Source organism: Streptococcus sp. 23.2, assembly GCF_016648665.1.
Classification (GTDB): domain Bacteria; phylum Bacillota; class Bacilli; order Lactobacillales; family Streptococcaceae; genus Streptococcus; species Streptococcus salivarius_E.
Window position 1 is genome coordinate 6,706 of record NZ_JACLQJ010000020.1, and the last position, 20,180, is coordinate 26,885.

At 40.9% G+C, this 20,180-nt stretch carries 13 protein-coding genes; all 13 read right to left on the reverse strand.

What is annotated here, in order from left to right; translation table 11 throughout:
• A partial coding sequence (locus H7T98_RS09405) for a lectin-like domain-containing protein (RefSeq protein ID WP_201061751.1) occupies window positions 1-3,467 on the reverse strand: 3,467 nt, incomplete at its 3' end.
• Window positions 3,468-4,195: 728 nt separating this feature from the next.
• Window positions 4,196-5,197: a sugar transferase gene (locus H7T98_RS09410; protein WP_073685238.1), complete on the reverse strand. Its 1,002-nt coding sequence runs from the start codon at window positions 5,195-5,197 to the stop codon at window positions 4,196-4,198.
• A 35-nt stretch (window positions 5,198-5,232) separates the two neighbouring features.
• On the reverse strand, window positions 5,233-5,457 hold the full coding sequence (gene asp5 / locus H7T98_RS09415) for an accessory Sec system protein Asp5 (protein ID WP_002883546.1): 225 nt from the start codon (window positions 5,455-5,457) through the stop codon (window positions 5,233-5,235).
• Between the two features lie 4 nt (window positions 5,458-5,461).
• Entirely contained in the window at window positions 5,462-5,641 is a 180-nt protein-coding gene (asp4, locus tag H7T98_RS09420; protein ID WP_002883547.1) for an accessory Sec system protein Asp4, read from the reverse strand.
• On the reverse strand, window positions 5,634-6,986 hold the full coding sequence (gene gtfB / locus H7T98_RS09425) for an accessory Sec system glycosylation chaperone GtfB (protein WP_073685242.1): 1,353 nt from the start codon (window positions 6,984-6,986) through the stop codon (window positions 5,634-5,636). Before gtfB ends, asp4 begins: the two co-directional genes overlap by 8 nt.
• Window positions 6,983-8,491, reverse strand: a complete 1,509-nt coding sequence (gene gtfA / locus H7T98_RS09430; protein ID WP_201061753.1) for an accessory Sec system glycosyltransferase GtfA — start codon at window positions 8,489-8,491, stop codon at window positions 6,983-6,985. Before gtfA ends, gtfB begins: the two co-directional genes overlap by 4 nt.
• 12 nt (window positions 8,492-8,503) lie before the next feature.
• Window positions 8,504-10,879 (reverse strand): accessory Sec system translocase SecA2, encoded by a 2,376-nt coding sequence (gene secA2 / locus H7T98_RS09435; protein WP_195414193.1) that lies wholly within the window; start codon window positions 10,877-10,879, stop codon window positions 8,504-8,506.
• Window positions 10,872-11,318 (reverse strand): accessory Sec system protein Asp3, encoded by a 447-nt coding sequence (asp3, locus tag H7T98_RS09440; protein ID WP_048674049.1) that lies wholly within the window; start codon window positions 11,316-11,318, stop codon window positions 10,872-10,874. Before asp3 ends, secA2 begins: the two co-directional genes overlap by 8 nt.
• 2 nt (window positions 11,319-11,320) lie before the next feature.
• Window positions 11,321-12,859: an accessory Sec system protein Asp2 gene (gene asp2 / locus H7T98_RS09445; RefSeq protein WP_201061755.1), complete on the reverse strand. Its 1,539-nt coding sequence runs from the start codon at window positions 12,857-12,859 to the stop codon at window positions 11,321-11,323.
• Window positions 12,846-14,417 carry an accessory Sec system protein Asp1 gene (asp1, locus tag H7T98_RS09450; protein ID WP_195950871.1) on the reverse strand — a complete coding sequence of 524 codons (1,572 nt, stop codon included), beginning with the start codon at window positions 14,415-14,417 and terminating at the stop codon, window positions 12,846-12,848. The genes asp2 and asp1 overlap by 14 nt, the downstream gene beginning before the upstream one ends.
• Window positions 14,418-14,517: 100 nt before the next feature.
• The gene (gene secY2 / locus H7T98_RS09455) at window positions 14,518-15,744 is read right to left on the reverse strand and encodes an accessory Sec system protein translocase subunit SecY2 (RefSeq protein ID WP_195520213.1); all 1,227 of its coding nucleotides are present in this window, start codon (window positions 15,742-15,744) and stop codon (window positions 14,518-14,520) included.
• Window positions 15,745-15,838: 94 nt separating this feature from the next.
• Entirely contained in the window at window positions 15,839-17,932 is a 2,094-nt protein-coding gene (locus H7T98_RS09460) for a glycosyltransferase (protein WP_037601928.1), read from the reverse strand.
• Window positions 17,933-19,739: 1,807 nt separating this feature from the next.
• Complete coding sequence (locus H7T98_RS10280; RefSeq protein ID WP_155124243.1) at window positions 19,740-19,829, reverse strand: twin-arginine translocation signal domain-containing protein; 90 nt, start codon at window positions 19,827-19,829, stop codon at window positions 19,740-19,742.
• Between the last annotated feature and the right edge of the window lie 351 nt (window positions 19,830-20,180).

Genomic DNA, 20,180 nt, shown 5'->3' on the forward strand with positions numbered 1-20,180 from the left:
TTAACGGCATCTTTTTCTGGTTGAGTTAAGGCTGACGTATTTTGAACTGGTGTCTTAGCAGCTGGTTCTTGAACGCCGTTGGCATCGGCTGCTTTGACAGTTTGTGCTGGGGTCAAGTTCGCTGTTGAGCCATTTGAATAAGTTAATGTTGTTGAACCATCATTTCCTACTACTACTGTTGTTGCATCTGGGTTCGCCACTTTAACAGCAGCTTTAACAGCATCTTTTTCTGGTGTAGTTAGACTTGATGGGTTTTTAACTGGTGTTACTGATGGTGCTACCGCTTCAATATCAAATACTGAAGCAGCACTTAGTGTATCTGTACTTCCATCTTTATAAGTAACAGTTACATTAGTTCCATTTAGTGTAACGCTATCAATTTTATCGCTAAAAGTTGGATTTGCTACTTTTACTGCATTCGCTAAATCTGCAGCACTTGGTACTGTGTTCGTTACTATTGGTGTTGATGGCGCTTGGACATTATATTTGAAAGTTTGCGGTTTCCAAACAAAACGAATACGTCCAGGTGCCCCAGTATCCCCCGCAGCCCCTACAGAATCATAGTTTGTATTTCCTGCTAAATCTTCAGCATAAATATAACGAGTCATTCCTGTACCATCTGTGTAAGATCCATTTGGAATATTTGCTGTTAATTTAATGATAGCAGGATTTGCCTCAGTAGCTGTTGTTTCTGAACCAAATCTATTTGCTTTTAAGTATAAAGCACTTTTCGTTTTACCATTTAGGTATCCAGCATCTTCTGTTCCTAAACCTGTACGATTATCTTGAGCAAATACTAAAAATGCTTTAGCAATTTTCCCTGAGTTATCAGTGACTTTTAGTTCTATATTATTTTCTTCACCAGAATATAGATAGATAATTTGGTTAGCTTTGTCATCATATGGAATATTTACTACAGGGCGAACATTCTCTTTTACAGTTACTACACTTGGAGTTGACTTGTTACTTGCTGCATCTGTTGCTGTAACACTAATTGTATCTCCTTCATTTAAACCTGAAACTGGGATAGTGAAGCTTCCATCTGAACCTGCTGTTGCAGTTACTTTACTACCATTTGGTAATGTAGCTTCTACTGTAGAATTAGCTTCTGCTGTACCAGTAAGGTTAGTAGCCCCCACTTTAACACTATTAACAGTTGGTGCTACTGGTGGTGTTGTATCTGGTTTTTCTTCTACATTAATTTCTTTCCAACCAACTGGACTTGAATATTTAGTTTCTTTAATATTTGAAATTACCTTAGCTTTACCTGGTTGGATTTGCTCTTTCATTTCAAGTACGATTGTATCAACAAAACCATCCGTAGAGTAAGAGGTAACTACTGCTTTTGATGCATCTTTTGAAGCCCACGCTCCAGGAATTGAATCGCGTTTAATAGCTACCTCACTTCTACCACCTGTTTTAGGATAATCAAAGTAGGTTACCCCTGCATCATGAGGGACTTTTAATGTGACTGTTGTAGTTTCTGCAACAATACTTTGTTGGTCTTTTGATTCTGTTGATGGCACTACACTTGATTCACCTAGTGCAACATCTACTGTTGCTGCTTCACTTTCACTGACACCTATTTTTTGTGTAACTACTAAACTATCTTTTGGAACTAATTGATCTTGTGTCGTTACATTACTATTTAATCCAGTTGGAAGTGTCGCTGTCCACTTACCATTACTTTCAACTGTTACGTTGTCTACAACTGTGTTCCCTGCAACTTTAATATTAATAGTTGCACCAGGTGTTCCTGTCCCTGATAGAGTTCTATCAGTTGATTTAATACCTCCGTTTCGCAACATACCGCCATCTGAAGGTAATGTTTTAGTTACCTCTGGAGTAGGTACTGCAAATACATACTTCAGTAACTGTCCACCACTTCTTAGTGTTACAGTGTTGGCTCCCGAGTTATATGTTTCTGCTTTATCAGAATTAACTTCCTTAAGTGTATAACCTTTAGTCTTTAATTTCGTAATAGCTTTTTGTACTGCTTCGATATTACTCAAATTAACAACTTGATCTCTATCCCCTGGAATCGCACTACTTGCTGCAAGCTCATTACCCGCTTCATCATAGAAGGCTACTTGTACAATTTGTGGTGCAGTAAACTCAAATTTTTCAATTTGCACACGTTGCAAGTTGGTACCCGAACCCGTACTTCCTAAGAATGACAATGCATAAGTTGCATTTGAGTTGTTAAGAGCAGTCTTAGCAGTTGGTTCCATGATTGAAGCATTCGCAGTCTTCAAATTAGTTGACCATTTTTCAGAACCGTAAGTTACAATAAACTCTTTTGATTGACCTTTATATTCAATTTTAAAGTCTACCCATTCGCCATTAGGTTTTGGATTTAGAGCTTTTGCTGCTGAGCTACTTGTCGTTACCCTACCAGCATTATTTGATGAGTAGAATGAACCGAAGGCATTACTTCTCCATGCATTTCCACCATATCTTGGATCGGCTGATGCATTTTGGTTAGCATTTGGGTTAGAAGTGTTGTGCCATGAGTCTAGTTTGAAACCAAAGGCATTTTTGATAGTACCCATACCAATAGACGCTCCGGATTGACCAATAGTATCTACATTACCTGTATGGAAGACGAAGCCGACTCCATCACCACCTAGACGACTACCTACAGTATGACCTTCGTATTTATCACCAATATCTACCTTACCAGTAAAGGTAAAGTCTTCCCTAGGATCAATTTTAAAACGAAGGTAAGCACTACCAACTTGACCTGACACGTCATCTGTTAATTTAATTGTGCCAGACGTTTCATCATAATTTGCCGTACCACCTTCTTTAAAGAAACTATCAAAGTTATCTTTCGTTACTGTGACACGATCAAGTCTTGTTTCATCAACTGAACGTGATGTTCCCCCAGTGTCACGGCGACGACGTACACGAGGAACATTTGCTGTTTCTGAAACCGTAACATTATTTGCGATTGCATTCTCTGAGCTTGCTGTAGTTACTGACGCTGTCGAAGCTGTAACTGAACGAGATGCCTCTGAGGCAGTTGCCGGTTTTGCAGTTGATACATTTGTTGAACCTGGAACTTCTGAAGCAACTACTGGACTTGTTGAGGTTGCTGCCGATGAAGCCGGTGCTGAACTTGTAGCACTTGTTGAAGCTGGTGCTTCTGAACTTACTGCTACACTTGGTGCAACTGATGTTGTAGGTGCAACCGACATCGATGTAACTGTTTCAGTAGCTGCTGGTGCTACCGTAGTAGTTGCTGCACTTTCTGGTGCTGTGATTGGCGGAGTTGTGGTTGAGGCTCCGTCACCTTGACTTGCACTGACAGCTGTGGTTGCAACTGTTGCTCCATCAGATGTCGTTTCATCCGCTTGAGCTGTGTGACCAATCATGATCAAAGTACCAAGCAAGACCGAGCAGACTCCGATATTCAATTTACGAATCGAGAAACGACTCTTCTTACTAAAGATATCTTTACCCATATATCCTCCTAGACAAGGAATCATTAGATTTTGATTACTCTTGTCACTTCTAAAAATAATATAAATTGAATTTCCCTAATCTCAAATATATCATATTATTAAAATTGTAGCAACATTTTAGTGTTTTAGTTTTAACCTTTTAGTTTTTCTTTAACCTCTTCCGATTTAACTTAAATTTCCTAAGTAAAATTAGCTTATATTTTGAGTTTGTAAAAAATATAAGCAACCTTACAAATAAAAATATAAATTTAAATTAACTCTATAGTAAAAGCATTTAGGGGTTTTACAAAATAAGACAATAACTATTTTTTTAAAAACCTTCAATTATTAAACAGAAGTCAATATTATGGGAAGATAACTTTAAAAACACCCATCTTTTACTCACCTACATCGATATTTGCATCTGTAAAACCAACTGAATTTTGACATTTTAATGTAACGATATCCTTTAATTGATATTTTTTTCAATAAAACTCAACACAATTACTTCTTGGGAATATTCAGAATTATTATATATTATTCAAAATAAAAAGACAGTAGCTTCAAAATGCTACTGCCTAATTACGATTTAGCTGATAGTTTTGATAAATGGTAGTAATTCCCTAAAAACTCATCTCAAATAAAAGTATATTTAATTATTTTTCTGATCTAAAACACTGCTAATAATTTGTCCACTATACTCCTCGTTTTCCATAAGTTCAATTCCTTGATCAAAATTATGCTCCGCATTAACTCAATGCCATGATAGCATCGATGAAAAGTTTCTTTGTGAAGTAACCGTTACTGATGAGGTAGGCTGTGTGGCGAGCGTTAGCTACCATCTGTGCATACTGCTCCTCGGTACATTCTTGAACACAACGGTCTGCTTCTTCCAGACTTGAAACGACAAAGCCTAGTCCATGTTCCCTAATATAGTCCGCATTTGATAGGTAGTCAGGTACAACCACTGGGAGACCTGCAGCTAAGTAAGTCGAGAGTTTGTAAGAGATGTTCATCTTATAGTAATCAAGCTCATCTTCTGGTTTTTCTGAATTACCCCAGACCAGACCAAAGCCTCCCTTAGATAGCTCTAGCAAAAGCTCATGTTTATTTCGCCAGCCTTCGAGGTGGACTTTGGAATAATCCTTACCCTCTTGTTTCTCAGCGTAGACGTGAAGAGGTGTCGTTTGTTTCCAATCTAGGACGTGTGGGAAACGGGTTGGGTTCCCAGCAAAAATCATTTTCTTCTGGAAACTAGGTTGGTGTAGGTCAAGACTGTGAGGTAAGTCCCAAAGTTTTTGGATGATAACCTTATCAACTGTTAACCCTTCCTCAATCAGTCGATCACGCATCTTTTCAGAAGGCACCACGACAACATCACAGAGATTATACATGTCAATATAAGCAGACATGAGATAGTAGTTACTATCAAACATAAGAGGTGGGATGTCATGGATAAACATAACGGTCTTAGCATTAACAGCCTTGAATTTACGGAGTAATCGGCTATCCCACTCACTACCATTCCATGATGGGGACTGGAAGAAAACAATATCTCCAACACTCAGTCCTGCTACAATCCCATCAAAGCGAGAATTAAGCTCTCCATCTGGCTCTTGGCTACTATCATAGAAATAAATTCCTAGTTCATTAGCACCGAGCTCTTTGGCAATCTTCATGGTATCATTTTGGGCAATCAAGGCCACACTACGTGAGGACTGGCCAAATAAATTTGTAAAATGTACGCGCATGACATACTTCTTTCTATTATATAGTAGGAAGTCCTCTACTTATAAGAAACAATCATAAAAATAAGTAAGAGGATAAAGAGGGCTATGCTGATAGCCAAGGTCAACATTTTTCGAATCGGTTGGCTAGCCCAATAACTTGGTTTACCGATATTACTCGTGGCATCCGTTGAAAAAATCTGCGTTTGACGCGGTTGGATGGTCACTAGGACGATAAGGGCAACCGAAAGAATCACTGCTAGAACCATAAATACTAACATCATAAGACTACCTCAACAAACCAATAAGGGTGAAGATCAAACCGATGATAATAACAAGTCCGAGCATGATTGAAAAGCTCTTGTTAATCTTCTCTCCTCTGGTTTCTTTTTCTTTTGTGATAGGCTTTTGCTTGAGTTCTTCCATACGGCCTTCAACGTCACCGTAGAATAAATCTTTTTTAGACATGATTTCCTCCTAAAAGTGATTGTAAGCGGTCGGCCAACTCAGAGGCAGTCAGGGTGTTGGCTTGAGCTTTTTGAGCTTGCATGGCCTCCTGCATGGCTTGAACATCGCCTAGGACCTGCTTAATCTTGGCAACCATAGCTGGATAGTTCTGACTGGCATAGATATGCTCTGGCGCTGTATAGACAGGTCCATGAGCTGTTTCTGAAAAGGCCAAAATCAACAATTGGTGTTCAAAGGCAGTTCGTGTCGCCTTGTACAACTCATTATGATGGTTAATGTCCAAGTAGAGGTCAGACTCTTGATAGAGCTTATCCAACTGCTTGTGACTAGCGTTTGGATGGAGCACAACGTTTGAATAACGCATCATTGAGAGCAATCTTGGCGACATCTCAGTGACTGCTGCAATCTGGAAGGTCACATCAGGGAGTGACTCAACCAAGACTTCCAAACGCTCAATTTGGTCTGAATTGGTTGCGATAAAGGCATTACGAGGTTTGCCATGATTTTCCTTGAAGTCATAGGCATAACCAAGAGACAAGATTTTATGATGTTTGTCCTCTGGCGCCAAGGTCAAAGCTTTTTCATAAGTTGCCTTATCAGGAATGATGATGGCATTGGCTCTGGCTGAATTATCCTCCAATATACCATTCATGTTACCTGGAAGGACATCACCCAGTGGCTCCTGCCAAACAAGGACATCAGTGGCACCTTTATTTTCCATAGTCCATGAGACGATGAAAGGTGTCGCCAAGCTATTAAAGATAATGTGATCGATATCACCAAAGACCTGAGCTAGAAAGGCTTTAACAAATTCGGTACGGTTGGCGAAACGACGAAGGGCTTGTCCTGGTAGAGTCAAGAGAATATCACTGGTGAGATGATTTTCCAAGATACGTTCGTCGCCTTCTTTGGTTTGGTAGCTGGTAAAGACTGCCTGGCCGTTCTCATCATGAGTGGTTTTGGCAAAGCAGAATCCGTATTTGTTATAGTGGTCCACTTGGCGAATCTTTCCTGACTTGTCTAACCATTCGACACTTTTAACGATACGAGCCTTGCTACCTTCTGGGTAGGTGATGCGGGCACGTTCTTCGGTAAGATTAGACACACGCGCCATTTGATTGTTCCCTGAAATTTCCCAAAAGGCTGGCACAGGAACTTGGTTGAAAAAGCGTGGTTTGCCAGTTTCCTCTTCTGCTTCCACATAATAGGTGAAAGGAGAGAGAGCGTCTTGAGGGAGAAAACCATCTGGATTGATGACAACTGTTGTGGCATCATAGCCTGCTACCTGAAGTGAGTAAGCTAGATCCTTACTGGCTTGATTGTAGTAATCACATAAGAATATCATGAGCGTACCTCCTCAAGTAACTGTTTCCAAGCTGACTTGACTTGACTGGTCAAGAAGCCTTTGGCAAGGTCATAAGATTTTTGACGCATGGCTTCGATATTGCCTTTTTCATAGAGATGGACAATGGCATCCTTATAGGACTTGGTGATGACATCCACAACATGATTTTCAGCAACAGGGAGGAGATAACCGTTGCCCCCGTCTTCGATAAAGGTTTGATTTCCGTAAGGCACATCAAATCCAATCATCGGAAGACCTGAACCAACCGCCTCCATGAGAGTAAGGCCAAAACCTTCACTGGTTGAAGCTGTTAGGTAGACCTCGTACTGGCTATAAATGTCAGTCAAGTCAGCATGCCCCATGAGTCGGATATAGTCGCCAGCTTGTGCTTCGACAATAATCTCACGCAACTTGGCATCCATACTACCACTACCGTAGATATCAAAAGTGATATCTGGCAGAGTCTTATGAACCTCGATAACCGCACGAACCAACCAGTCAATGTGTTTTTCCTGAGCCAATCGTGAGGCCGTAATCATTGAGAATGGCTTACGTGGTTTGTCCTGCCCGACCAATTCAGGTAGACTTCCCACTGGAATAGTGTAAATCTTTGGATCATGGTTGGTGTAGCGACGGAACTGTTCCTGCAGAATTTCCTTCTGACGATCAGTTGCCACGATGAAGAAATCAACCTTGTCCGCATTGGTAAACTGGTACTCGTAATAGTTATTCCAGAGAATGTAGTTGTCATCAGTTTGATTGACACTAAAATGCTCAGCGTGAACAACGACGCCTAGGCGAGCAGCTTGCGCTTCTTCAAAGACCAACTGGCCAATACCTGTTTCACGGTCCAAGATGACCACATCATCCTTGGTTAGGGCTAGACGTTTGAAGAAATAGCGAAGGAATTCTTGCTTACCATAAAGAACCTGATCAGGAAAACGATAGATATCCTGATTATTGTCTCCGACAATCATGTCATAGGCTGTAGACCCATCTTCGTTATAAAAACGACGTTGGTAAACCTTGGCTTGATTGTCCTTAGGCGCAAAATACTCACTGCAGTAACGGGTGTAAGAGTAAAAATCCTTGCGCAAGAGCTTGTCATTGACAAAGTAGCTGACTGTTTCCACTGCATCTTCGTCCATCACACGAAGGTTACATGCTACTACCATATCATCCTGTGGATAATGGTAACGAATGAGACGACCAGCAACTTCCTTGCGCTCAGGATTGGCAGGTAAGATGGTCTCGATTTCCGCTAGGCTAATGGTCGATGGCGCAATCTTGATATCTGTAAAATAGTTATGGAGCCAGATGATTTCATCGTCTGAAAAACCAATCTTGCTAGTCATATGCTCGATATTATCCCCAAGGATGAGGTCCATAAAAACAAATTTTGCTTCTTGCCCCATTTCCCTGAAAATCTTAGCACGATAGGCCTGAGCATATTCGACACCACTGCTGGCCCAACCTATGCCTAAATTAATGTTATATACTGTCATAATTTCCTTATTTTATGGGAAATGGCTGATGATATCTCCTTTTTTAGTGACTTGCACCTGACTAAGGAGAAGATTACGAACCATATCCTTTCTGATTTGACGTTTCATGGCTTCAAAGCCCTTGTAAGCCTCTTGGTAATATTCGACAATCGGGTTCTTTTGACTGAGTTGTTGGCTACCAATGGCCATCTGAAGTTGTTGCAGATAGTCTACCTGCTCCACCCAGTTGTCATCCACAGCCTTCAGCATGGATAGGCGTTGGAAATACTCGTTAAGTTCCTTGGTTTTCAACTCCTGCTTCTTAGCATCAAGTTCACGATAGGCAAACTGGTAGATGAGTTCCAAGACTTGCTCACGATTGTTGAGGTCTAAATCCTTAGGAATTTCATTGATGCGGAAGCTGATATTACGCAAGATAAAGTGGTAAAGATTTTCCGCTTTTGAGAAATCTTCCTCAGCCATTGCTTGGTCGATGAAATCGTCAAGAACCTCGTCGATAACAGTGTCCAAACCTTGATTGTGGTAGATGAGACGGTCACGTTGAGCATAAATCATCTCACGTTGGATGTTCATACTTTCTGCAAATTCAAGCGTCTGACGACGTGAGGTACGACCAGAACTTTCGCTAGCTTCTTGGGCTTTTTCAACCAATTTACGATACTTACGACCGGTCAGTTCCTTAGGCTCAATGTGATCATTAATGGCGTATTCTTTGTAGGTACGGTGAACCCAAGATGGACCGTATTTTTTAATCACATCGTCTTCAAGTGAGACAAAGAATTTAGACATACCAGGGTCACCTTGACGTCCAGAACGACCACGGATTTGCAAGTCAATACGTTGACTTTCCATACGTTCCGTACCGATTACGACCAATCCACCCAGTTCAGCTACGCCCTTGCCAAGCTTGATATCTGTTCCACGTCCAGCCATTGAAGTCGCAACTGTCACGGCACCCATTTGTCCTGACTCAGCAATCATCTCAGCCTCTCGAGGTGCGTTGTTGGCATTTAGGAGATTATGAGCAATCCCCTCACGCAAAAGTAAAGAAGAATAAAGCTCTGACATTTCCACCGAACCAACGAAAATCAAGATAGGATTGCCTTTTTCATGATAATGCTTAACATACTCTAAAGAAGCAAAGACCTTCTCTGGCAGAGTCGCATAAATCTTATCTGGATAGTCGATACGTTGTTTCTTACGGTTGGTTGGAATTTGAATGACCTTCATACCATAGGTATCGAGAAATTCTTTTTCCGCAACCTTACCAGTACCAGTCATCCCTGAAATTTTCTTGAATTTTTTAAAGAGACTTTGGTAGGTGATAGAAGCCATGGCTCTGGTTTCTTGTGACAAGGCCACTAATTCCTTGGCTTCGATGGCTTGGTGGAGTCCACCTTGGAGCTTGGTCAATTCCAAGAGACGACCTGTCGATTTATCAAGAAGAACCACTTCAGGCCCTTTCTTACCATCACGAATGATGTAGTCCTTGTCCTTTTTATAGAGCAAGTGGGCACGAAGTGAAAAGAGCAAATGACGGGCAAAGGTACTATTTTCCTCATCGTAGAGGTTGCCGATACCGAGGTAGTTTTCAGCAGCCTTGGCACCCTTAGTGGTCAACCAAACTTCACTTTTTTCCTCTTTGAAGATGTAGTCTTCACCCTCGACCAAGGTGGTCATGAGTGTATCCATCATTCCATAGTAGTTGGACTGAACACGGGGCGCACCAGAAATAATCAAGGGCGTCTGGGCACTATCAAGAAGGACCGAGTCAACCTCATCGACGATAGCATAATTAAAAGGACGCATGTATTTCCCGTCTTGGTTAGAAGCAAGGTTATCAATCAAATAGTCAAAACCTAGACTGGCATTGGTCGTGTAAACGATATCTGATTGATAGATGGCACGCTTTTCAGCTGGTTCCATCTCATTACTGCCTTCCACACAAGGCACACCAATCGTCAAACCTAGGAACTCATAGACCTGACCCATTTCTTCGGCGTCACGGATAGCCAAATATTCATTGGTCGTAACGAGGATAGCCCCTTCACCTGACAAGGCATTAAGGTAGACTGGCATGGTTGCCGTCAAAGTCTTACCCTCACCGGTATTCATCTCAGCGATATGGCCCTGGTGCATGACAATGCCCCCCATGACCTGAACATCATAAGGAAACATGCCTAGCACTCGCTTATCTGCTTCACGAACAACCGCAAAAGCTTCTGGCAGGAGGTCGTCCAAGCTTTCTCCTTGGGCTAAACGCTCCTTAAATTCCTGCGTTTTATTTTTCAACTCAAGGTTGCTCAGACCGGCCATTTCATCGGCTAGGCCGTTGATTTCCTTGAGTATCTCCTTAACAGGGAGAATAGGATTCAGTTGTTTAAACATGTTCTTCTCCTGTTTCTTCCAGTTTTAAGCTGTAGAAATCCAGCTCTTTGACCCCAGCACTCAAGAGAGAAATACGATAGGTATAGGCATCATGAGGGTAAATAAAGGTCATGTGGGTACTTTTTTCAATAAGCTGTTTGATTTCATTGTCATAACGGTCCAAAAAGCTGACTTTCAAAAAGACTGAGCCAGTTGGGACGGCTTCGAGATTGGCCGTCAAGTCGTAGCTATGCCCTTTTTTCAAAAGTGGGAGGGCAGGCTGGGTACGAGCAGCTTGATAGTTTTGGATGGCCATCCAAGACTGGATTTCCGTTCCTGATGGCACCAAAGGATTGTAAAATTGCACAGAACCATCTTGGCGCTTAACAATTTTTGAGCCATACATGTAGGCTTTGTGGTTTAAGCCCCACAAGATTTCTGATTTCTTGTTTCTGAACATTCTTACTCCTTCCTTCCAAAATCATTTTCTAAAATCATACGGTAAAAATTGACAAACCAAGTTGTCGCCGTATATGAATCATCGTTGTGTCGACCTGATGTTCCCTTGCTGAGAATCTTAGCCCCTGAATAATAGAGGGACTTGGTAATATCCTCATAGGCCGTCGGATCCATATCCTCGTCTTTCATGTAAGAAAGACCAAAGGTCGTGTTTGAAAAATCTGCTTTTTCAAACTTATTCCAGAACTTCTGATTAAGGGCCTCAACACCCTCATTATCCAAGCGTCCTGTCTGTAAATGCAAGACATCAATTCCTGTCGGGAAAACCTCTGGTGCCAAAAGTCTAGCACGATTACCGATAGTTCCAACATTGGCTAGGGGTTTAGACATGATGATGGCATGAGGTTCAAAGTCCGCACCATAGTACATAGATGGGAAGGTTCCCATGGACATTCCAGAGAGAATGAGTTGACTATTGTCAAAACCTAGATAGTCCAAGTAATGTTGGATGGTGTCCTTGATACTATTTTCAAGCTCTTCGGTTCCCATGTAGAAGGCTCCCCCTTGGAGACGAGGGTCTGAAAAGAGCAGGAATGGTGTTCCCATCCCTTTCATCATTCCGAAACCTTCGAAACCTTCGGCAGGACGGAAACCTGAGAAATAAACAGACAAAGGTGGCTTGAAATCCCCAGGATAAAAGAAATAGTTGATTTCCTGACGCTTGCTGTCGTGGAGAATACCACCACCAAGTACAAATTTACCGAATTGGAAACGGGTCAAACGTTGGTGGAGACCACCAATTGTAATCTGACCTTTGCCCTTCATTTCAAGACTAGCAGCCAAGAGGAAGGTCATGTCCTCATCAAGGACAATGGCCCCCTTGCGCATTTCTTCTTCTGAAACGATATAGGTCTTAAAAATACCTGCGACCGAACCTTCTGGCAAAAGATTGAGAATCAAACGACACTCGCAAGTCTCCTCTTTTTCAAATTCCAACCAAAGCTCGATAGGATTCTCCTTGCTGGCTCTGACATTATAGGTCCAGTCCAAGACAGGACTAAAATCTTGACCATAATCACCTTTTAAAATGACATTTTCATGACCGTGGTAGGTCACCTCACCAGTAAAATTTGGGTTAATCTGGGCAGTGAAAGGAGACATCTTATCCCCGTATTGGCCTGAAAAGAGTGCTTTTGAAAGGGTAAAGAGCAACTGTCCTTGATTTGAAAAATCAGTCGGCACAGCACACATTTCCTTGATGAACTGAGCAAGTATCTCATCCGACACTTCAATCGTTTGATCAAAGAAAATAGCATGAGGAATCAAATGCTCTTTAATAGCCATCAATTCCTCAAGACCGGCAAGACTGTCCACTATAACAGCTGTGAAAGTCTTGATTTCGTCTTCTTCGATGGTTTCTTGTAAGGTCTCAAGCTGACCAAGATTGCAATAATACCATTTCATATTTTCAGGAATTTCCTGAATTTCTGACCAGTTGGATGATCCAACTTGTAGTATCTTCAGACGATTATCCTTGGTCATTCTGCTCCTCCTTCAACCAATTTTCCCATTTTTGTACCAAACGGTCTCCTGTGTTTTCCTTAATTTTCTCAATTGAGTAGATAAGGGAACGGTTCCAGTTGTTCAACTGTCCCAAATAGTAGTAAGCCCCTTTTTCAAAATCGGACAAGTGCTTCAAGATATAACCATTCTCTTGGTGGGTCACATACTCAGACGCCACACGGTTAATTTGTGGAATACCAGCACTAATTCCAGCAATCTGTGTATAACGATTAGGTTCCTTGCTCAAGTCGACAATGAGGCGTGTAAACTGAAGAGCCTTGATAAGGGCAGTCTCGTCACGCAGGTCTTGGAAAGAAAATCGGCTGACGATTTCATTATTTTCTTCCAATTTATTTTCTGCACCACTACTTTCGACAACCTCTTCAAAGACATCTGGACTCAATCGTTCTTCAATCATTTTTTCCACTTGATTTTGCAGGCTACCAAGTTGCTCTGGATTGGCATTAAATGCTCCAAATTCAACCTGTGTCTTAGGATACTTAGCCACAAAAGCCAAGACTTGATAAATAGCCTCTAAATCCAACTGATCGAAGTCAACCTGATAAAAGATTTTAGACTCTTTGACACGTTGACTGGTTCCCAAAGCTAAACGGGTATCGAAAGAAGCCATGTGTTTGAGTTTCTTAGCCTCTTCTGGATAGGCAACCTGAAGCTGCTCCAAGTAATCGTAACGGTCAGCAATCAACAAGTCCACTTGCGGCAGAAAGGCTTCATAGGTGTCAATACTATCGTCCTGATTACGTTCTGCGAACCAAGTCAAAATCTTAGTGTTGGCTGCTGGCAAATGTTTAAAGAGGTACTTGTTATGGCGTAGATCTGAGGCAATAACAAAACGGTCCTCTGGTTCTACCTTTTCGTCCAAGAATTTAGTCAAAAATTCCCAGATAACTTCTGAAAGGTCACCGTAGTAACTCTTATTAAAACGACCTTCCGTACGAGGATTGGCTACAATCCCACGACCATCAAAGAAATGACAGAGTTGCCAAACTCCCTTGGCATTAAGATAGTTTCGATAGCTTGGTTGTCCACCTTCATAATAAAGACTACTTGAGATAAAACCGCGGTCATCGTAGATGTCTTCGCGAATGATTTGCTCATCCTTATAGTAGCGAATCATGCCAATAAAGCCTTCTGAGCCAAACTCAATCTCGGCATAACGCTTGTGTTGGCATTGCACCACGATAGCAAATGGTGTGTGAACAAAGGTAGCCCCTTCTGGCCATTCCAAATCTGTCACCTGAAGATTTTTCATATCTTCATCAGTGATACCCTGAATCAAGTCAAAAATAGCTGTATAGCCAACTTCCAAGACATCATGACGGTGCAAGAAATAACGCAAATGTGGTTGGTAGGCCAAAAGCAAAAGCTGAGGGGCTAAGTCCTCATCCTGAAAGATACGAACTTGGTGCAAGCTGTCATCAAATTCAATTTTTTGGCGGATACGGTACCAAGGATCAATGACCGTCTTCCAAAATTCATCCGTCTGTCCATACCAAGCTGGAATAAAATAATACATGAGTTCTCCTTCATTGTCTTTTCATCACAATACTTGAGATTGAGGGGCAGACCGATCACACATCACCAGCCTGCCTCTCAACCCCACGAGGGGTGAGAGTTTATACATTTTCAAAAAGTGGGGTGTAGGAAGTGTTAAGCTTCAAGGCTTTCATTTCCTCGTTAACATTGTAAATCATACCGCTAAAAATCAAGAAGGTACCAGGAATCATACTAAGCTGTAAATAATCCGGATTGACCAAGATAATCAGCATTGGAGCACCTGCCATAAAGAGCATATAAAGGGCACCGATAAAACCAAGTCTAAGCACCAAATGGTTGATATAGGCACTAGTTTCTTGGCCTGGATAAACACCGTAGATATACTCACCTGACTTGCGCATTCGCTCAGAGATTTGCTCACCAGAGACATTAACGAAGGCAAAGGCTAACCCTAAAACGAAGAGCATGATCAGATAAACAACCAACCAAAGAGGTTGACCGACTGTCAAAGACTTGATGGCACCACTGGTCCACTTGCTTTCAGGATGGATAAATTGAATCAGCATAAAAACATACTGCGGAATACTAACCAGCGACATGGCATACATGAAAGGCATCCCTCCGGCTGGATTCAGCATAATATCCAAGTAAGAATACTGTTTAAAGCGGTTATGAATATTGATTTTATTGATTGAGATACGGTATCTAGCCCTCTGCACAACCCCTGAAATATAGAGGAAGACCAAACTGAATAGAATCAGAGGAAGCAAGACATCCCAACCGATACCTAGCTTTTCAATACTATCCATGATTTGATAGGGCAGATTGGCCATCATACTTGCCATCAAGATAACAATGGAGCCTCCAATCCCAAAGAGTGAGTTGAGGTCTGATAGCCAAACCAAGAAGAAGGTCCCGGCAATTAATAAAATGGTATTCATGAAAATAGCGAGACTAGCATTAACCCCTGAAACGATAGGTAAATTCAAGGATACTGCCAAAGATTGAACAATGGCAATCCCTAGGGCCAAATACATGCGTCTACGGTCCTGAATCTCAATGGGAAGATTTTTCAAGCCCATTTTCTTAGAGAAAGAAAACATCTGCCAGAGAATCATGGCCGACATCCAGGGCGACAAGCCCACTGAAAATAGAGACATGGACCTGAGGTTTCCCCCCATCATGGCACTAGAGAAAGCCAAGGAACCTATGGCTCCCCCAAAGATATTTGCATTTTTCAAATCCACAAACGGTAGAACCAATTGATTTCCCAAACAATAAATAAAGAGGAAAAAGAGGGTCCATAAGACACGTTTGGTGATTATCGATTGACTAATTTTTTTCACTATTACTCCTATTTCCTGCCCATAGACAGGATGATGTTATTTCGATTGAAACGAGACAGAGACGCCAGTTCAGCCTACTTATCCAAGCAAAGGATTACAGGCTCTTCTTACGCATTTGGCGAATGGTCTCAGCCATCTCTTTCCAACGATCTCTTGAGTAGGTTTGTTGGTTATGCTTGGTTGACTTAAGGTCCTCGAACCCTAAAATCGGTTTGTTTTCAAACCTAAAGGCATCAAGAATTTCCACTACTTTTCTTCCTGGATTGATATCTAGAAGCAAGTCACTGGTACGCAACAATTCCAAATCTAGCCCATTTAAGCCCGCAATGGCTGAGTAAACCGTCACATTTGGATAGGTAATCAATTGGGCCAGTTTATCTGTCACATGCTGTCGAGAGGCAATTTTAAACTGTACCTTAGGAAGAGCCGAGATAAGGTCCGTCAAATGCGGAATTTCTGAAATGTTGGTGTAAATCAAACAAGTAAACGGACGGCCCTTAGGATAAATCATGTCCTCTGAAAGTGGCAATAAAGTGGCATTTTCAGCAACCTCTGACCAATCCATTTGAGCATAGAACCACCAGACCTCGCGATAAGCTTGGCAAGCCAATGGTAACCAAGGCTTACGGTGTGAGGCATAATGCACAACCTTAGGATAGTCTTGACCATTTGGCAGATGGAAACCAGCTAAACTAGACTTGGTAACCGCATAGTTGTTGTCAAAAGACAAGGGCAACCAGTTGTTACGGAAGACCATGTTTAGAATGGACTGCTCCGCAAATGGGACCTTATCATGCCATTCGCTAGTCATGTCAATAAAGTGACGTCTCATGTTGTACTGCTTCCAATAAGCCGTATCAATCACCATGAAGCCAGCATCAAACATCGCTTGGCGATCCTGAACCTGAATAGCATAATCACGCACGGCAGCCAAAGGTCGACCTTGCAAATCAAGGGTAAAGAGGTCCTCTAGAGAACCTGTAACCACCATGTCACTATCCAAATAAAGGGCCTGTTCCTCAGACACAAAGTCCGCTACAAAATAGCGAAGATAGCTTGCATAGTTGCTATTAGTCTTGTATTGCTTGATATGACTACTATCCACACGACAGTTAATCACTTCACTACCAAAGGCAGCCAGATGACGGTTTAGTCCTCTAAACCACTCTTGAGAGAAATCATCATTAATCAAGTAAAAACGAATGTTGCGATGATGGAAAACGATGGATTTGATGGTCGTAAGCACTTGGTCAACATAAGTATAGTTAGCCGCAAGAACAATAGCACGCTTTTTAGTCTCATAACGTTGAGGAGCTAAACTCAAGACCTGGAATTTCTCCTGAATGGAGCGGTAGGCATCAGAATCCGTGAGACCTTGCTCCTCCACATTTTTCAAGCAAGCCTCTAGCATCTGACGGTAGGTGACCATGTATTTCTCCAGAGGGAAACCATGACTAGCAACAATAGCCAAGCGTTCTTCCATGGCATAAACCAAGGTCATCATCCAGTCTTGCATCCAAGTCGCTGATGGCATCTCTGGACTCTCACGATATACATAAAGTCCCTTGTTGAGATATACCGTACGCTCACTCATGAGATAGGCTTTAAGGTTGAAAAAGCCATCCTCCCCTGCATGCTCTTTTGGAAAAAGCAAGTCATTAAACAAAGAACGTTTGTAGAGTTTGCCTGTCGCAGAAATCAGAGCGATGTTAATGTTATTGGTTTCTTCAAAGAGACCATCAATAATCTGAGCCGGTGAATAAACCTGCTCATAATAATCTTCATCTTTGATATAAAAATAAAAGAGATCTTCCGATTCCTTATAGACACTGTAATTGGCCACTGCGATATCCGCCTTGTGGGCCTGCAGAGTCTTATAAAGTTCCTCCAGATAAGTAGACTCTACCCAATCCTCAGCATCCACGTAGGTGACGTAAGCTCCCTTAGCCTGACGAATACCAATATGGCGAGCATCTGAAAGCCCTCCATTATCCTTTTTAAAATAGAGGATACGAGAATCCCTAGCAGCATAACTACGGCAAATGGCATCACTATTATCTATTGAGCCATAATTGATGAGAATAATTTCAAGATTTTGATAGGTCTGCCCCAAAACACTGTCTAAACAGGTCTGGAGTTGATTTTCTACATTGTAAACGGGAATAATTACGGAAATTTTTTCTGTCATTTTCTTACTTTTCTAGCTGTGATATTTTTTCTTGTCTCAAAAAGTCATAATACAATAGGACTATCAAAAAATGTTTATAACTGTTTTCATTGTCACACAAGATCTGAAATCCCATACACTTCATATCATTTTCCTTATTTTTTCGAGACTTAACAACATTAAATTATACCATAATATCACTTAATTTTCTAATAGATTAAATCTATTCCAAATTAGATTACTTTTATTTCAAAAACCGACAGTTAAGAAGTCTAGCGTGAGAACTGATGGTTTGCTCTTGGTCTGAGAGGCTCTTCTATCAATCCAAACCTGGACTTCTTCAAATTTATGATTCACATCTTGTAGTCCAAATTAGTATGTCGGTAGGATGCCATTAAATTACTATCACTCTTGAAGTAATTCATATATGTGAAACTCAGAAGCGCAATCAAGTCATTCAATGAAAAGAAAAACGATAAAACTACCACAATGAGGTTTATAAAAATAAGCTTTTTCGGGGATTAAACTTATTTTTATCTAAGTAAGATAATATCTCGTAGAAGCTAATGACACCTAATCTCACCCTCATCAAAACCGGCATCATTTTACAAAAAATATTCATTTAGTACTCTAAATTAGATATTTTAGTCTCCTAATAGCCTTAAATTATTAAATAAAATTATCACATCGCTTTTTATTAATTTTTTTGATTATAAAAATATTATTAGATAAAAAAATGGATATCATGAGTTCTATAGAAGGATATAAGAAGAAAACAATATTGATAAATATGTTAACTAAATACTACTGTTATGTTTTTTATAAAGCATTATCAGTTGCTTCTTATCAAGAAAAAACCTCCTAAACACATTCTCTAATTTTTTGACATTTGTTATCAGGGCATGATATAATCAGTGTAAATCAAGGAGGAATTAATAAACATGAATAAGAAATTACATGCTACTATTGGTCTTAGTGCTGCAATTTTAGCACTTGGTCTATCATCTTCTGCACTTGCAGATGAACAAGAATTGCCAGTAAACCTTCCCACTACAGAGGCTTTTGAAAACCTAGTTGTTGAAAACATCCCTGCTTCAGCCGTTGATGTCAATCTAGCTCACGAATCAGTAAACACAGCTACTACCGCTAATACTGCCACTGAGGTTAACTCGGCGAGCACTGCTATCCTTAGTGAGGAGGTAACTACACCTGCAAGTACTCCTGCACCAGCAGTTGAAAATACAACTCCTATAAATCTTGAAGAATCAAGTCCAGTTGTAAACACACCAACAGTTGATGAGCGTGTGTCAGAAGTTCGTATCCATCACATCCGTCGAACAACCGAAGCAAGTTACTCACAATTTAGCTCTCAAAAAGATGTGCTTTACGCAACGATTAAAACTCCTGCTTTCACTGAATACGACACAGCTGCTTTTGCGCCAGCAACGGTTACCGATGAAAACGGAAAAACATGGTATTTTGCTAAATACGACGACATGGTGCTTAACAATAAGAGTAATTACGGCGCACCTAAAAAAGGGATTGCTTCAAGTCCTATTATTGATGTTACCTACTTCTACGATGATGTTGACCTTGCGCCAACTGTCGCGCAACAGGCCCGTTTTGTCGATAATAAGGGACAGGAAATTGCTCCAATCCAAGTCAACATGGTTAGACGTGATATTGATTTAGCTTACTATGCCTATTTCCCGACTGCTCCTAAAACAATCCAGGCAAATGGTAAAACATATGAGCTACAATTAATTGATGACCAAGAAATTAAGTCACACAAAATTCGTATCTCAAATACTGTTACAATCACTTATATTTACAAGGAAGTGACTGAAGGAACAGCTGAAAAACCTGTAACACCAGTTACACCAACAAATGCTAAAAAACTTCGTCTTCCTAAAGGCAATAACGGTGTGAAAACACGTATCCCTGTTAACTACAGACACCAAACAAATTCTTCAAATCAAGGAACTACAAAATTACGTCTCCCTAAAGGGAATAATGGTGTTAAAACTCGTGTACCGGCTAAAAAGAACACTCCTATTCTTGCAGTAGACTACTTATAAGCAATGAAAAAAAAATTCCTAAGAAGTTATACTTCTTAGGAATTTCTTGCTTTAAGAAATAATATAACAAAAAACGTTTTCTATAAGAAGAAACTCAGGTTCCACTAAAAATAGCTTGAATTAAATCGTCAACAAGTAGGATTCTACAGACTTGGGGAACTATTGCCTATTGAACATTTTCTAAGATAGTT

Excerpts from the sequence above, each read along its gene's own strand:
- asp2 (WP_201061755.1), bottom strand. The coding sequence starts at position 12,859 with ATGACCAAGGATAATCGTCTGAAGATACTACAAGTTGGATCATCCAAC.
- gtfB (WP_073685242.1), bottom strand. The coding sequence starts at position 6,986 with ATGATATTCTTATGTGATTACTACAATCAAGCCAGTAAGGATCTAGCT.
- asp1 (WP_195950871.1), bottom strand. The coding sequence starts at position 14,417 with ATGTATTATTTTATTCCAGCTTGGTATGGACAGACGGATGAATTTTGG.
- secA2 (WP_195414193.1), bottom strand. The coding sequence starts at position 10,879 with ATGTTTAAACAACTGAATCCTATTCTCCCTGTTAAGGAGATACTCAAG.
- asp3 (WP_048674049.1), bottom strand. The coding sequence starts at position 11,318 with ATGTTCAGAAACAAGAAATCAGAAATCTTGTGGGGCTTAAACCACAAA.
- asp5 (WP_002883546.1), bottom strand. The coding sequence starts at position 5,457 with ATGATGTTAGTATTTATGGTTCTAGCAGTGATTCTTTCGGTTGCCCTT.
- H7T98_RS09460 (WP_037601928.1), bottom strand. The coding sequence starts at position 17,932 with ATGACAGAAAAAATTTCCGTAATTATTCCCGTTTACAATGTAGAAAAT.
- asp4 (WP_002883547.1), bottom strand. The coding sequence starts at position 5,641 with ATGTCTAAAAAAGATTTATTCTACGGTGACGTTGAAGGCCGTATGGAA.
- H7T98_RS09410 (WP_073685238.1), bottom strand. The coding sequence starts at position 5,197 with ATGCGCGTACATTTTACAAATTTATTTGGCCAGTCCTCACGTAGTGTG.
- gtfA (WP_201061753.1), bottom strand. The coding sequence starts at position 8,491 with ATGACAGTATATAACATTAATTTAGGCATAGGTTGGGCCAGCAGTGGT.